At 66.8% G+C, this 14461-nt stretch carries 9 protein-coding genes; 7 read left to right on the forward strand and 2 right to left on the reverse strand.

Going from position 1 to position 14461, the window contains the following annotated elements; genetic code table 11:
* Nucleotides 1-45: 45 nt before the first annotated feature.
* Nucleotides 46-1851 carry an amidase gene (locus tag VNF92_12055; protein HVA58612.1) on the reverse strand — a complete coding sequence of 602 codons (1806 nt, stop codon included), beginning with the start codon at nucleotides 1849-1851 and terminating at the stop codon, nucleotides 46-48.
* Nucleotides 1852-1975: 124 nt separating this feature from the next.
* On the opposite strand from VNF92_12055, the gene VNF92_12060 reads away from it, so the two are divergent.
* Nucleotides 1976-2653: an FMN-binding negative transcriptional regulator gene (locus tag VNF92_12060; protein HVA58613.1), complete on the forward strand. Its 678-nt coding sequence runs from the start codon at nucleotides 1976-1978 to the stop codon at nucleotides 2651-2653.
* 60 nt (nucleotides 2654-2713) lie between these two features.
* On the opposite strand, the gene VNF92_12065 is transcribed toward VNF92_12060, so the two are convergent.
* Nucleotides 2714-4630 carry a M1 family metallopeptidase gene (locus VNF92_12065; protein HVA58614.1) on the reverse strand — a complete coding sequence of 639 codons (1917 nt, stop codon included), beginning with the start codon at nucleotides 4628-4630 and terminating at the stop codon, nucleotides 2714-2716.
* 228 nt (nucleotides 4631-4858) lie between these two features.
* Here VNF92_12065 and VNF92_12070 point away from each other — a divergent pair, with 228 nt between their 5' ends.
* The 6 genes from VNF92_12070 (at nucleotide 4859) to VNF92_12095 (ending at nucleotide 14434) form a co-directional block, all read left to right on the forward strand.
* Nucleotides 4859-5203 (forward strand): PQQ-binding-like beta-propeller repeat protein, encoded by a 345-nt coding sequence (locus VNF92_12070; GenBank protein HVA58615.1) that lies wholly within the window; start codon nucleotides 4859-4861, stop codon nucleotides 5201-5203.
* A gap of 28 nt (nucleotides 5204-5231) precedes the next feature.
* Nucleotides 5232-7724 carry a beta-L-arabinofuranosidase domain-containing protein gene (locus tag VNF92_12075; protein HVA58616.1) on the forward strand — a complete coding sequence of 831 codons (2493 nt, stop codon included), beginning with the start codon at nucleotides 5232-5234 and terminating at the stop codon, nucleotides 7722-7724.
* A gap of 96 nt (nucleotides 7725-7820) precedes the next feature.
* Entirely contained in the window at nucleotides 7821-8426 is a 606-nt protein-coding gene (locus tag VNF92_12080) for a helix-turn-helix domain-containing protein (protein HVA58617.1), read from the forward strand.
* Between the two features lie 35 nt (nucleotides 8427-8461).
* Nucleotides 8462-9994, forward strand: coding sequence for a TolC family protein (locus VNF92_12085; GenBank protein HVA58618.1), 1533 nt, complete (start codon nucleotides 8462-8464; stop codon nucleotides 9992-9994).
* Nucleotides 9991-11112: an efflux RND transporter periplasmic adaptor subunit gene (locus VNF92_12090; GenBank protein HVA58619.1), complete on the forward strand. Its 1122-nt coding sequence runs from the start codon at nucleotides 9991-9993 to the stop codon at nucleotides 11110-11112. The genes VNF92_12085 and VNF92_12090 overlap by 4 nt, the downstream gene beginning before the upstream one ends.
* Before the next feature lie 10 nt (nucleotides 11113-11122).
* The gene (locus VNF92_12095) at nucleotides 11123-14434 is read left to right on the forward strand and encodes an efflux RND transporter permease subunit (GenBank protein HVA58620.1); all 3312 of its coding nucleotides are present in this window, start codon (nucleotides 11123-11125) and stop codon (nucleotides 14432-14434) included.
* Nucleotides 14435-14461 lie beyond the last annotated feature (27 nt).

Raw genomic sequence — 14461 nt, forward strand, 5'->3', positions numbered from 1 at the left:
GAGTTCCTGGCGCGGCCCGACTCGTACGAATGCGAAACGGAGCGGCTACAGCGCCGGATGGCGCTTTACGGTCTCGTCGTGCGTCTGGAATTGGTTGGCGACTGACAGGATCAAGTCGTCGTTGTAGAGATTGCCGATGATCTGCGCGCAGATCGGCTGCGGCTTGAGTTCCGGCGCCGGCTCTGGGGGCGCCGCGCCGCGCCGGCCGCCGCCGAATACCTGCGGCACGTCGAACTTGTACGGTAGGACGGCGCTGGGATGCCCGGTCTGCGCGTTGTACCCGACGTCGGCGAACGGGGCGCCGATGTACATGTCGAGATCCTTCAAGAACTCGGCCCACTTCGAAATCAGGATGTAACGCCGCCGCTCGGTCTGTAGGAACTCGAATCCCGGGATGCGGCGCCCGTTCACGAATCGCGGGTTCCAGTCGGCCGGCGCCATCGGATTGGCTGGTGCCGCCCCGCGGCCGCCGCCCTCACGGCCATTGCCAGCTCCCCGCGCCGGCAATGGCGGCAGGTTGTTGAGATCGAGCCCGATCTCCTTGGCCTTGATCTGCACGTACGAATCGAACGCGGCAGCGTCCTCCACGTCGAGGCCGCCTGACCCGCGGCTGATTCCCGCCACCGTCGGTCGCGCCCCGATGGTCACCGGCTTCATGCCGAGCTCGCGCAGCTTGTCCACCAGTTCCTTGGGCGCCTGGTCATCTACTCCGATGCGCATCGACGCCACGTCAACATGGCGATTGAACTGGAAGGGCATAGTCACCGTGGACGGATCCTTCTCGTCCACCCCATGAATGACGTTGAACACCATCGCCGCGTCCTCGCTCGTGCGCACGATGGGACCCACGCGATCCTGCGACCAGGCGAGCACCATCCCGCCATAGCGGCTCACACTGCCGAAGGTCGGTCGGAGCGCGCTCAAGCCGCAGCGAATGGTCGGCGACACGATCGACCCCGAGGTCTCCGTGCCGATACCGAAGGCGACGCACCCGGCGGCGGTTGCCGACGCGGGGCCGGCCGATGAACCGCTCGATCCCTGCGACAGATTCCACGGATTGTTGGTACGTCCACGGAACCACTGATCGTTCTGCGCGAAGAGCCCGGTGGCCAGCTTGGCGATCAACACCGCACCGGCATCCCGGAGGCGTACGACCACCTCGGCGTCCTCGTCGATGATGCGGTTCTCGAAGTCCTTGGCGCCCCACGTGGTGGGGACGCCCTTGGTGGCGAACAGGTCCTTGATGCCGTAGGGCAGACCGTGGAGGGGGCCGCGATACTTTCCCGCCGCGATCTCGGCGTCGGCGCGTGCCGCTTCAGCGCGGGCCTGGTCTTCCATGATCGTCACGGCGCAGAGCAGGATCGGATTGAGCCGTTTGATGCGTGTGAGATAGATGTCGGTGAGGCGAGCCGACGTGATGCGCCGCGCCTTGAGCATCGCCGAGAGGCGGTGTGCGGGAAGAAAGGCGATGTCGTCGTCCGACGCCGGTACGGCACCGGCCCACGGTTCGGGTTCGTAGGTGCCGCGGTCGAAGGCGCGAGCGCCACGCTCGCGGACGAGCTTCTCCATGAGTGCGCCTGTCCCGCCGGGGTACGGCTGGAACTGCAGCGCCGGCGATTCGCCGTTGCCGAGTGGAACCGGTGGCTCCTCCTGTTGCCGCTGTTGTCCGCCGGCGGTGGCAGCGCCGCGCGCCTGGGCGTGCGCCGGTTCGACGCCGAGCGTCGTGGCCGCGGCGGCGACCAGGGAGAGGAAGACGAAGTGGCGGCGGTCGATGCCGAGCGCTTCCTCGTCGAAGTCGGTGGCTTCCAGTTGGGCCTGGGTCTGCTCAAGCAGTTCTTCGGGGTTGGTCACGGCTGGCCTCGGGTGGCGGTTGAGCGAACAGCGGACGCGACCAGAGAATTGCGCACGGAAGACAAAATTGCCAGACCCCCGAGCCCTGCGCCGCCCTTCCCCTCTCCACCGGTGGGTAGCATCGTTGACCCACCGTCACCACCAGCTCCCGCCCCGCCACGCGATGTACACCCCCGGCCAGTTCGCGGAAACCCGCATCGATGTTCTGCACGAGCTCATTCGGGCCCATCCCTTGGGCGCGCTCGTCACGCTCACGCCCGACGGACTCGATGCCAATCACACGCCGTTCGAGATCGATCCCGATCCGGCGCCGTTCGGGACGCTGCGCGGGCACGTCGCGCGCGCGAACTCGCAGTGGCGCGACGCGGCAGGTGAACTGGACGCGTTGGTGATCTTCCAGGGTCCCGACCGGTACATCTCGCCTTCCTGGTATGAGGCCAAGCGGGAGTCGGGCGAGGTGGTGCCGACGTGGAACTACGCGGTGGTCCATGCCCGCGGTCCCTTGCGGGTGATTGAAGACGAGACGTGGTTACGCGCATTCGTCGACAAGCTCACGAACCGCTACGAAGCCGGGCGTGCCGAGTCATGGAAGGTGGAAGACGCCCCCGCCGACTTCGTCCGCAAGCTCCTCGGTGCGATCGTCGGAATAGAAATTCCGATCTCACAACTGGCGGGCAAGTGGAAGGTCAGCCAGAACCGTCCAGCCCGGGACCGGGATGGGGTCGTTGGCGGCCTGATGGCTGAAGGCGGGGCGCCGGCGGAAGCGATGGCCGAGTTGGTCCGCCGCTTCGGGCACGGGTAGGCGGCGGGGCCCCGTCAGGTTCTGCCCGCCGCCGCCCGATCGCCCGTCCTGTAAGCCGGCCTACTTCGCCTTCCAGTTGTTGTTCGACGTGTCGGCGTCCATCCAGATGCCGCCGTCGAGAGTAAGCGCTCTGACCGTCTTCCCCGTTGGTACGGTCACCGTCGTCCGTTGTTGATTGGTCTTCCAGATGGCCGACGTCTCGTGGACGACGTCGCTGGTGCCGTCGGCGTACTGGAGGTGGAGGTCGACTGGCGCGTCCATCCCGCCGATGTTGTCGATGACGACGGCATAGCCGCCGCGTGCTCTGGTGACGCTCCGGACCGCGAGATCGATGTAGGCATTGCTGAAGAACCAGTCGTTCCAGAACCAGTTGAGATTCTGGCCGGCCACGTTGCTGAACGTGTTGAAGAAGTCCCACGGGGTCGGATGTTTGCCGTGCCAACGATCCATGTATGCGTGGAGGCACTTCTTGAACGTCGCGTCGCCCAACATGTCCTTCATGGCGAGGTAGCCGAGGGCGGGCTTGCCATAGGCGTTGATGCCATAGGCACCGCCGGTCAGCGCATCGGCCGGTGTAACAATGGGCAGATCTTCGAGCGGGGATGGGTCGTGCGCCCATCGATTCACGCGGAACTGTTCGAAGAGCGTCGTGGCCTTGTCCACCCCCATATCCACACGGTTGATGAGATATTCGAAGGTCGTGGCCCACCCTTCATCCATGAATGCATATCGAGTCTCGTTCGTGCCCATGTAGAAAGGCATGTAGGTGTGCGCGATCTCGTGCGCGGCCACGAACTGGGCGAACGGCGGGTCGGCGTACGACTCGTCGTTTGCCATCATCGGGTACTCCATGCCCGCGCCGCCCTGGAATTCGGTGGTCTTCTCATACGGGTAAGCGACCCCGGGCCACTGGCGCGATAGGAAGTCCAGGGCGTGGCGGCCGAACTGGACCATCTGATGGAAGTCCGCCGCGGTATCGTTGTACGCGGCCTGGACGCTCGCGCGGCGGTGCGTGGCATCGTCCACGACCACGCTCGCCGCGTCCCAGTCGTAGTGGTCGCTCAAGCCGAATGCCATGTCCGGAATGTCGGCAGCCGTGAAGCGCCAGCTGTTCATCGGCTGCTGCATCGTGACGGCCCCGCCATGGATCTCCACCCCGGTGGCCACGTGGACCGTCGAATCGGAGGTGAATGAAGCGCGGTACCGCGCGAGCGGCCCGGGCTGGAGTAGCTGCGCCGCGTCGGTCAGCGTCCCGGTGCCCCACACCACGAAGTTCGCTGGCACGTCGAAGGTCACATCGTAGTCGTTGAAGTCGCTGTAGAACTCGTGGCCGGCGTGGTCCATCGTGTCCCAGCCGTTGTAATCGTCGTAGACCGCGACGCGCGGATAGAAGTACGCAACGTAGAACGTGGTGGAGTCGATCACGCCCTGGCGGCTGGGCCGCTGGGGCAGGTCGTAGTACCACCGGAAGGCCAGGTGCACGGAGTCGTGCGGTGCCAGCATGGCGGGCAGCTTCACCGGCTGCCAGGTGAAGTAGCGCGGGCTGTTGTCCCACGCTTCGGCCTTGCCGTTCACCGCGAACGACCGGATATGGACGCCCGAGGTGAGCCCTTCCTCCGAGGTGCCGCCGTCGCGCGGCGCGCCGGGCCTGTGGGAGTTCGGGAACAGCTTGATGACCAGCGCCCTGAGCGTGTCGGGGCTGTTGTTGAAATACGTGATCTCCTCGGTGCCCGCGATCCGGCGGTCGGGGGGCAGGGCCGTGACCGTGATCGTATAGCGCCCGCGGTTCTGCCAGTACCGGGGGCCCGGCAGTCCGTCGAGGGTTCGCGTGCCGTTCGCCACGGCCTGCTTCATGTTGCGCGGCATGTTCAGCGACTGTGCGGACCCCCGCGTGGGAGTCAGCGGCACGAAGAGAAAGGCGAGTACCGACGCTCGGCGCGCGATCCGCCGAGCACGATTCAGTGAATGGGTCATCATTGAGGTTCGGGTCTCCCTTGCGAGAGTGCGTCGAGATGTGTTGGACATCCCCTGAAAAAAAATGGCGTGAATCCCAGTCGGGCGATAGTCCGCACGACAGCAGATGGCGACGGCGTCCGCCCCCAATCGGGGGTGCCGCTACCGGGCAGGGGCGTCGGGTGGGCGTGGCGACTTGCCAGTGCGGCAATAGCAGGGCATTGTGGATGCTGGGGTCGACCGGAGAATGCGATGACGCCACAATCGGAAGAACTGCTGTTCGTGGGCATCAAGAATTGCGTCGTTGCGATCGATCGACGCAATGGATTCGAGGCGTGGCGCGTGAAGCTCAAAGGATCGAGCTTCGTCACCGTGCTCTGGGACGGTGACGGCCTGTTTGCCGCCAGTCAGGGCGAGGTGTTTCGCCTCGATCCGAACACGGGTGCGGTCCTCTGGACCAATCCGATGAAGGGCCTGGGCCTTGGCGTCGTGAGCCTCGCGGCGATGCGACGGCCGGAGTCGCACACATCGTACGAGACGATTGCCGAGCAGAAGCACCGCGAGGCCGCTGCCGCGACGGCTGCCGCCACCGCTTAGCCCCATCCCTCACCCGCCCGCCGCCACCATGCCCTCATCCAGACGCGACTTTCTCGCCCTCTCCGCCTCCGCTGCCGCGGCGCTCTCGCTCGGCATTCGCGGAAGTGCCAGCGCCGCGGAACTCTCCGCCAACGAACGACGCGCCCGAGCCGCCGACCCGATTTCCCAGAAAATGCTGCGCGCCCGACCCGTGCCGTTGGGCGACGTGCGCGTGCTCGGTGGCCCGCTCAAGCAGGCCCAGGAACTGGACGCCGCGTACCTCCTGTCGCTCGATCCGGATCGGATGCTCGCGTACTACAGAATCCGCGCCGGGCTCGTCCCCAAGGCACCGGGTTACACCGGCTGGGACGGCGACGGCCACAATCTCACGGGTCACATCGCGGGCCACCATCTCTCGGCGGTGAGCCTCATGTATCTCGCCACCGGCGATGCGCGCTTCAAGGCGCGGGCCGACTATCTGGTGGCCGGCTTGAAGGAAGTGCAGGACAAGAATGGCGACGGGTACCTGAGCGCGCTGGAGAATGGGCGCAAGGCGTTTGGCGAACTGCACGACGGCGTGATTCGCTCGGCGCCATTCGATCTCAACGGCCTCTGGTCACCGTGGTACACGCTGCACAAGACCTTTGCCGGACTGCGCGACGCCTACCGGCACACCGGGAACCCGACGGCGCTCGAGGTGGAAACGAAATTCGCGGCCTGGGCAGACGGCATTCTCGCTCCGCTGAACGAGGCGCAATTGGCGGCGATGCTCAACACCGAGCAAGGAGGCATGAACGAGGTGCTGGCCGACCTGTGGGCCGATACCGGCGACGCGCGGTGGCTGGCCCTGTCGTACAAGTTCGAGCACCACGCGTTCACCGACCCGCTCAAGCGCGGGCAGGACAACCTCGACGGTAAGCACGCCAACTGCCAGGTGCCCAAGCTCGTCGGCTCGGCCGAGCGGTTCGGCTACACGGGTGACGCCGGTGATCTGCTGGCGGCGTCGTTCTTCTGGGACACCGTCGTGCAGCACCACACGTATGCCAGTGGGGGCCACGGGCTGTCCGAGTACTTCGGGCCCGCCGACGCGTGGGGCGTCCGGATCGACGGACGAACGTGCGAGTCGTGCAATGTTTATAATATGCTAAAGCTGACGCGCCGGCTGTTCTCCGTGCGCCCCGACGCGTTCTACGCCGACTTCCAGGAGCGCGCGCTGTTCAACCACCAGCTGTCATCCATCGACCCGGCCGATGGCGACATGTCGTACATGGTGCCGGTCGGGCGTGCCGAACAGCAGGAATACCAGGACATGCAGCGGGACTTCACCTGCTGTGTGGGCACGGGGATGGAAAACCACGCGCTGGTGGGCCACGGCGTGTATTACGAATCGGACGATACACGGTGGGTCACGGTATTCGTGCCGTCTACGGCACGGTTCAGCGACGGGACGCGGTTCGCGATGGCCACCGATTTCCCCGACGGCGGCTCGGCCACACTCACCATCACGCCGCCGGCGCCGACGGCGTTCACGCTCGCCATCCGGCGGCCGAGTTGGGCGGGCGACGGGTTCCGTGTTCGAGTCAATGGGCAGGAGGTGCCGCAACCCCCGCTCGGTAGCCTGCAACCCGGCCGCGCCGGTGGCCGCCTGGTGAGTCAGGACCCGCGCGTCCTGTCGCCCAGCACCTTCGTGGAGTTGAAACGCACGTGGAACGCGGGAGACGTCGTGGAGTTGACGCTTCCCAAGACGCTCCGGTTCGAGACGACGCCGGATGACCCGAGCGTGACGGCGATCATGTGGGGCCCGCTAGCGCTCGCCGCCGATCTGGGCCCGCGGCGCGAAGGACGTGCCGCGTTCACGAAGCCGCCCGTGCCGGTGATGGTCGCGGCGGGACGTCCGCTGGACGACTGGGTGGTGCCCGCCACGCCGGCCGGCAATTTCACGGTGCGTCAGGTGGCGCGGGTCCCCGAGGCCCCATCGCCGGCAGGGGACGTCGCTCTGGCGCCCTTCTATCGGACGTACGAGCGCACGTACAGTCTCTACCTGGACGTGGTCACACCGACCGAGTTCGACCGGCGGGTGGCGGGGATCGCTGCCGAACGGGACCGGCAGCGCGCACTCGACGCGGCGACGATCGCGTTCGTGCGTCCGGGAACCCGGGAGGATGATGCGCTCTTCCATTACCAGAGCGCCCCCGTCGACCGGCCCGCGGAACGCACGGAGGGTCGTCCGGGCCGAGGCGGGGCGGGCTGGTTCTCCTACGTACTGCCGGTGGAGCCGGGCGTCCCCGCTGCACTCGTGGTCACGTATTACAACGAGCCCGGCCTCACACCGACGACCGGTGACTTTAGCATTATCATAAATGGAACGACGATCGGCACGTTCGTGCCGAACGCCGGAGCGAGCGGCTTCTTCGATGCCCGTTATGCGGTGCCGGAGGCGCTCACTCGCGGCAAGTCGACGGTCACCGTCCGGTTCGATGCGGGCGCTCATGGTCGCATCGCCCCGGTGTTCGGCGTGCGCACGGTGCGGGCGGGATCGTAAGGCGGCCGTCGTCCAGCCGTTGTCTCGGGGCGGGTGTGACATTGAAGCAAGTACCCACTTGCTACCGGAATGAGGACCCGCTAGCCTCCGGGTCCTATGGAAATCCGCGAACGAATTCTCGAAGCGGCCGCCCGCGTCTATGCCCTCCACGGCTATCGTGGCGCGACCACCAGGCTCATCGCCAACGAAGCCGGCGTCAATGAAGTCACCCTGTTCCGCACCTTCGGCTCGAAAGACTCCCTGTTCGAGGAACTGGCCCGCGATCAGGCAAATGCCACGGTCGTCCCGGAACTTCCAGGCCACCCGGTAGATCCCGAGCGCGAACTCACCGAGTGGTGCCACGTCGTCCTCGACTCTCTGACGCGCGAGCGATCGTTTCTCCGTAAGTCGATGAGCGAGATGGAGGAACGTCCGCTGGCCGCCGAGGCCGCGTGCCGTGGGCCGCACTGCGCCGCTGAGGTGCTCGGGCGATACGTGGACGTGCTCACCACGTATGAGTTGGCGCAAACCGGCGGCGATACGGGCGCCGCGATCTCGATGCTGATGTCGTCGCTGTTCGGCGATGCGATGTGTCGCGAAATGATGCCCGGAGCGTTTCCCGAGCCGGCGGAAGACGCGCCGAACCGCTACGCGAAGTGTTTCCTGCGAGCTGCTGGCATGTCGCTTCGCGCGGCGCCGAAGTCGAAGGTCACGGCGGCCTGACGCCGCGGCCCGATCACCTTTCAACACTCCAAGACATGCAATCCATCACAGCCAAGAGCGTGCGCGCCGCAGTTCTGTTTGGCGGCCTCGTGCTCGGTGCGATCCCGGCGCTCGCGCAGCGCGCGGCCGGCGGCGTACGCCCCGTATCGCTGGAAGACGCCATCCAGTTGGCGGAGCAGCGCAGCACGACGGTCCGCATGGCTCGGGCCGGTGTGACGCGCGCCGAGGGCCAGTTCGACCAGGCACGCAGTCAATTCCTGCCGCAGGTCGGCGCGTCGCTCGGATACACGCGGACGCTGCGCTCACAGTTTTCGGGGTTCAGCTTCGGGAGCACGTCGTCGGACTCGACCGGGTCGAACGGCACGAGCAGCCCCGCGTCGAACTTGCAGAGCGTGGGCTTCGGCGCGGAGAACGAATACGTGATCGGGCTGCAGGTATCGCAGAACGTCTTCACGTGGGGCCGCCTCACCGGCCAGCGCACGGCGGCGGTGGCCGGGCAACGGGTGGCTGATCTCGAACTCGGCTCGCAACGGGCCCAGCTGGCGCTCGACGTGACGCAGGCCTACTACGACGCCGTGCTCGCGCAGCAGTTGCTGGTGATCTCGGATTCCACGCTGGCCCAGACGGACGAATTGTTGCGGCAGACGACCGTGGCGCGCCGTGTGGGCAACGCGTCGGACTTCGACCTGCTCAAGGCGCAGGTGACGCGTGACAACCAGCGGCCGCAGGTGCTGCAGGCAGAGACCAACCTCGAGGTGGCGCTGCTCAATCTCAAACGCCTGCTCGAACTGCCGCTGGATGATTCGGTCGTGCTGACGACGCCGATCGAGAACGCGCCGATGCCGGGCCTTGCCGGTATCGCGACGACGAACGCGCCGGACACGAGCTCCCTGCAACGCGCCGCCGTGCGGGAAGCGCAACAGAACGTCCGGGCCCAAGAGGGTTTGCTGCAAGTCGCCCGGGCCGAACGGTATCCGGCTCTGTCACTCACGTCGGGCTATCAACGGCTGTTCTTCCCGGCGAACACGTTTCCTGCGTGGAGCAACTTCCGCGAGAACTGGACGGTGGGGCTGAGCGCGCAGGTGTCACTGTTCAACGGTGGGGGCACGCACGGCGACGAGCTGGTGGCGCAGGCCAACGTGCATCAGGCCCAGGCCCAATTGGATCAGACGCGGCAGTACGCAGCGGTCGATGCGCGGGTAGCGATGCGCCAGTTGGCGCAGGCCGACGCGTCGTGGGAGGCGAGCGCGGGTACGTCGGAACAGGCGCGCCGGGCCTACGCGATCGACCAGGTCCGGTACCAGCAAGGTCTGTCCACGCAGACCGATCTGGCGCAGTCGCGGCTGCTGCTCCAGCAGGCCGAGGCCAACCGCGCGCAGGCGGCGCGGGACCTCGCCGTGGCACGTGTGCGCGTGGCGCTGTTGCGCGATCTGCCGCTGTCGGGGGGCCCGGGCGGCGCATCGAGCGGGAGTTCGACCACGAGCACGGGCGCCAGTGCATCGAGAATGCCGGCCAGCACTCCGGCCGTGACGGGCACGTCGGGCCAAATCGGGGGCAATACTCCATGAACGTGAAGGTGCAATCCACGCGGATCGCATTCCTCGCGCTGGCTGCGATGATGCTTGCTGGCGTGGCGGCGTGCCAGCGCGACGCGGGCAACGCGGAGCCGGCCGATCCTGGCGTGACGATCGGGCCCGAGAACATCACGGTCGTGGCGGTGCACAGGATCCAGACTGGCCCGGAGATTTCGGGTTCGCTCGAGCCGGATGAGGAGGCCACGGTGCGCGCGGAGGTGCAGGCCGCGGTACTCGAGACGTATGCGGAGCCTGGGCAGCGCGTGACCAAGGGACAGGTGCTGGCCCGCCTCGACGACTCGGTGTTGCGCGAGCAGGCGCTGTCCGCCAAGTCAGCGGTGGGAACGGCGCAGAACGCGGCCGACATTGCGCAGCGGAACCTCCAGCGCAGCGAAGCACTGATCAACGTGGGAGCGATCGCCGATCGCGATCTCGAGGCGGCCCGCAACGCGGCGATGACGGCCCAGACGCAGCTCGACAACGCCACGGCCGTGTACGCCAACGCGCAGCAGATGCTCGAGAAGACCACGGTGCGCGCGCCGTTCGACGGTGTGGTGGCGGCCCGCGACGTGACCGGCGGCGATTTCGTGTCGCCGGGCGGTGCGATGTTCTCGGTGGTCAATCCCGCCACCATGCGGCTGGAAGCGTCGGTGCCGGCCAATGCCCTCGGCGACGTGAAGATCGGCATGCCGGTGGACTTCTCGGTGACCGGCTATCCCGGTCGCACGTTCACGGGGCACATCACGCGAGTGAATCCCACGGCCGATCCCACCACCCGGCAGGTGTCGCTGCTGGCGCGCATCCCGAATGTGGGGCGCTCGCTGGTGGGCGGCCTGTTCGCCGACGGGCGCGTGGCGAGCGAGACGCACGACGCGCCAGTGGTGCCCATCTCGGCGGTGGACGAACACGGCGTGCGGCCGTCGGTGATGGCGCTGCGACAGGGGAAGGTGACGCCGGTGGCCGTCGAACTCGGCATTCGCGACGACGTCGCCGAGACGGTGGAGATCCGGAGCGGGCTGGCAGCGGGCGACACGATCCTCGTCGGTGCCGCGCGCGGCATCTCACCGGGCACGCCGGTGCGGGTGAGCGCACCAAACGACGCCAAGCCGTAGCGAGCGGATCATGGTCATTTCCGATTTTGCGATCAAGCGCCCGTTGATCACCGTGGTCACGATGCTGGCGCTGACCGTCTTCGGGCTGTTCGCGCTCTACAAGCTGAAGACCGACGAGTACCCCGATGTGGCGCCGCCGTACGTCACGGTGGGCATTCCCTATCCCGGCGCGTCGCCCGACGTGGTGGAGAAGCAGATCCTCAAGCCGGTGGAGGATCAACTCTCGTCGATCGCCGACGTCAAGCAGATCACGGGGCAGGCGTACGACGGCTATGCGAACGTGCTGATCGAGTTCTACTTCGACAAGGACCTCAACGTCGCCACGCAGGAGGCCCGCGACGCGATCTCGTCGATCCGCTCCGATCTACCCGACGAGATGAAGGAACCGGTGATCAAGAAGTTCAACGACACCGATCGTCCCATCGTGTCGCTGGCGCTGTCGTCGAGCGTATTGTCCCCGGCCGAACTGACCCGACTCGCCGATCCGGACATCACGCGGCAACTGCGCGCGATTCCAGGTGTGGCGGACGTGGAAATCTTCGGGAACGTCGATCGGGAGCTGACCGTCGAGGTCCATCCCACGGCCCTGCAGGCCGCTGGGGTGAGCGTGGCGCAGGTTGTCACGGCGCTCCAGAACCAGAATCTCGCCGCGCCTGTTGGGCGCGTGATCGGCTCGCTGGATGAGCGGTCGATCCGCCTCAAAGGCCGTCTCGAGACCCCCCACGATTTCACCCAGCTCATCGTCGCCGAACGCAACAACCGGGTGATCCGCCTGGGCGACGTGGCCACGGTCAGCGACGGTACGGCCGAGGCGCGCACGATGGCGCTGTACGACGCGCGCGAGGCCGTGGGCATCGACGTCAAGAAGGCCAAGGGCTACAGCACCACCGACGTCAGCGATCAGATAAGGGCCCGCGTGGCCCAGATCCAGAAGACGCTTCCGGAGGGCACGACGATGGACGTCGTGAAGGACTCCGGCGTGCGCGTTACCGCGGCCGTGCGCAACGTCGAGGAGGCGCTGCTCATCGGGGCGATGCTCACCGTCCTGGTGGTGTTCCTGTTCCTGAATTCATGGCGGTCCACGGTCATCACCGGACTCGCCCTGCCGGTGTCGGTGCTGGCCTCGTTCATCGCCGTGTGGGTGATGGGGTTCAAACTCGAGACGATGTCGCTGCTCGGCCTGTCGCTGGCGATCGGCATCCTGATCGACGACGCCATCGTGGTGCGCGAGAACATCGTGCGCCACGTGGAGATGGGAAAGGATCACTACACGGCGGCCCACGACGGCACCGACGAGATCGGCCTGGCCGTGGCGGCGACGACGTTCTCGATCCTCGCCGTGTTCGTACCGATCGGGTTCATGCCGGGGATCGGCGGCCAGTGGTTCAAACCGTTCGCGCTGACCATTGCCTGCGCGGTGGCAGTGTCGCTGTTCGTCTCGTTCTCTCTCGATCCGATGCTGTCGGCCTACTGGGCCGACCCGCATAAGCCCGACCATGAACGGGCGTGGATCTCGCGGCAACTGAACCGCTTCAACCGCTGGTTCAACCGCCAGGCCGCGAACTACAAGAACGTGGTGGCGTGGGCGCTGGACCACCGAGCGGCCATGGTGACGATAGCCGTCGGGACGTTCTTCGCGGCGTTCCTGCTGCCCAGCCGCGGGGTGAGCGGACTGGGCATGGCCGTGATCGGGCTGGCCGCGGCCGTGTACGCCATGAGCAGCAAGCGGCTACCCGGGGCGGCGCGGGCCCTGATCGGCGTGGCCGGCGTCGCGGCCTTCGTGATTCTGCCGCGGTTGGTGCCGCCGATGGGCGCCGTCGGTGTGGGCTTCATGCCCGAGGACGACCGTGCCGAGTTGACCGTGCACATCGAGACGCCACCGGGATCGAATCTCGAGTACACGCGGCTCAAGGCTGAAGAGACGGCCCGGTTCATCCGCGCGCACAAGGACCTGGTGCTGCACACGTACTCGACGCTCGGTACGCAGGCTACGGGCGAGGTGGACCAGGGCGACATCTACGTGAAGATGGTGCCGCGCGAGCAACGGTCGGTGAGCGTCAACGAATTCGCGGCGATGTTGCGCGACGAAACCAGACACGTGGCGGGCATCACGTTGTCGGTGTTCACCGACGACTTCAGCGGCGGTCGCAAACAATTACAGTTGCAGATCCGCGGCGACAACCTGACGGCGATCAATGCCACGGCCGACACCGTGGAGCGCATCGTGAAGCAGGTGCCGGGCGCGGTGGACGTCGGGCTGTCCACCAAGGGGGAGAAGCCGGAGCTGAACATCGAACTCAACCGCGGCATCGCCGGCGCGCTGGGGATCACCGTGGGCCAGATCGCGCAATCGCTGCGGCCCGCGTTCGCCGGGCTCAAGGCGGGCGACTGGATCGATCCGAGCGGGGACCCACGCGACGTCGAGGTGCGGCTGGCGCCGGACGCCCGGCGCCGGGCGTCCGACCTCCGCCAACTCCCGTTGGTGGTGACCGGTCCCGACGGCATGCCGACCACACTGCCGCTCGGGCAGGTGGCAACGATCAAGGACAGTGTGGGGCCGGCGATCATCGACCATCTCGATCGCGAACGCGTGGTGAACGTCGAACTCAACACGTCGGGGCGCGCCTCCGGCGACGTCACCGCGGATATCGAGGCGCGGCTGGCCACGCTGCGGTTGCCGCCCGGGGTGCGGCTGTCGTACGGCGGCGACGCGCAGAACCAGAGCGAGGTCTTCGGCCAGATCTTCTCGGCGCTCGGCATCGCCGTATTGCTGATGTACCTCATCCTCGTCGTGCAGTTCGGGTCGTTCCTCGATCCGTTGGCGATCATGATCTCGCTGCCGTTGTCGTTGATCGGCGTGATGTTGGCGCTGGCGTTCACCGGCAACACCATCAACATCATGTCGTTGATCGGCGTGATCCTGCTCATGGGCATCGTGGCCAAGAACGCCATCCTCCTCATCGACTTTGCGAAATGGTCGCGTGAGGAGCAGGGGACGCCGTTGCGCGACGCGCTCATTGAAGCGGGGGCGATCCGCCTGCGGCCCATCCTGATGACGACGTTCGCCCTGATCGCCGGCATGATTCCGGTGGCGATGGGGCGAGGCGAAGGCGCGCAATTCCGATCACCGCTGGGCGTCGCCGTGATCGGCGGGGTGATCACGTCCACGCTGCTCACCCTGCTCGTGATTCCGACGTTCTATGAGATCATGGACGGGTGGCGCTCCAGGTTGGCCCGGAAGTTCGGGCTCAGGCCGCCCCACACGGCGGAGCACGCCGTACCGGTGGGCACGCCGGGGAAACCCGCGATGGGCGACGATTAGCGGACGCGAGGGCCGCGGCATTCCTGA

It is taken from the genome of Gemmatimonadaceae bacterium (assembly GCA_035533015.1).
In the GTDB taxonomy this organism is placed as follows: Bacteria; Gemmatimonadota; Gemmatimonadetes; order Gemmatimonadales; family Gemmatimonadaceae; genus JAGWRI01.

What these genes read in the sequence shown, in the direction of transcription:
- VNF92_12075 (HVA58616.1), top strand. Translation starts at nt 5,232, where the DNA reads ATGCCCTCATCCAGACGCGACTTTCTCGCCCTCTCCGCCTCCGCTGCC.
- VNF92_12070 (HVA58615.1), top strand. Translation starts at nt 4,859, where the DNA reads ATGACGCCACAATCGGAAGAACTGCTGTTCGTGGGCATCAAGAATTGC.
- VNF92_12065 (HVA58614.1), bottom strand. Translation starts at nt 4,630, where the DNA reads ATGATGACCCATTCACTGAATCGTGCTCGGCGGATCGCGCGCCGAGCG.
- VNF92_12090 (HVA58619.1), top strand. Translation starts at nt 9,991, where the DNA reads ATGAACGTGAAGGTGCAATCCACGCGGATCGCATTCCTCGCGCTGGCT.
- VNF92_12085 (HVA58618.1), top strand. Translation starts at nt 8,462, where the DNA reads ATGCAATCCATCACAGCCAAGAGCGTGCGCGCCGCAGTTCTGTTTGGC.
- VNF92_12095 (HVA58620.1), top strand. Translation starts at nt 11,123, where the DNA reads ATGGTCATTTCCGATTTTGCGATCAAGCGCCCGTTGATCACCGTGGTC.
- VNF92_12080 (HVA58617.1), top strand. Translation starts at nt 7,821, where the DNA reads ATGGAAATCCGCGAACGAATTCTCGAAGCGGCCGCCCGCGTCTATGCC.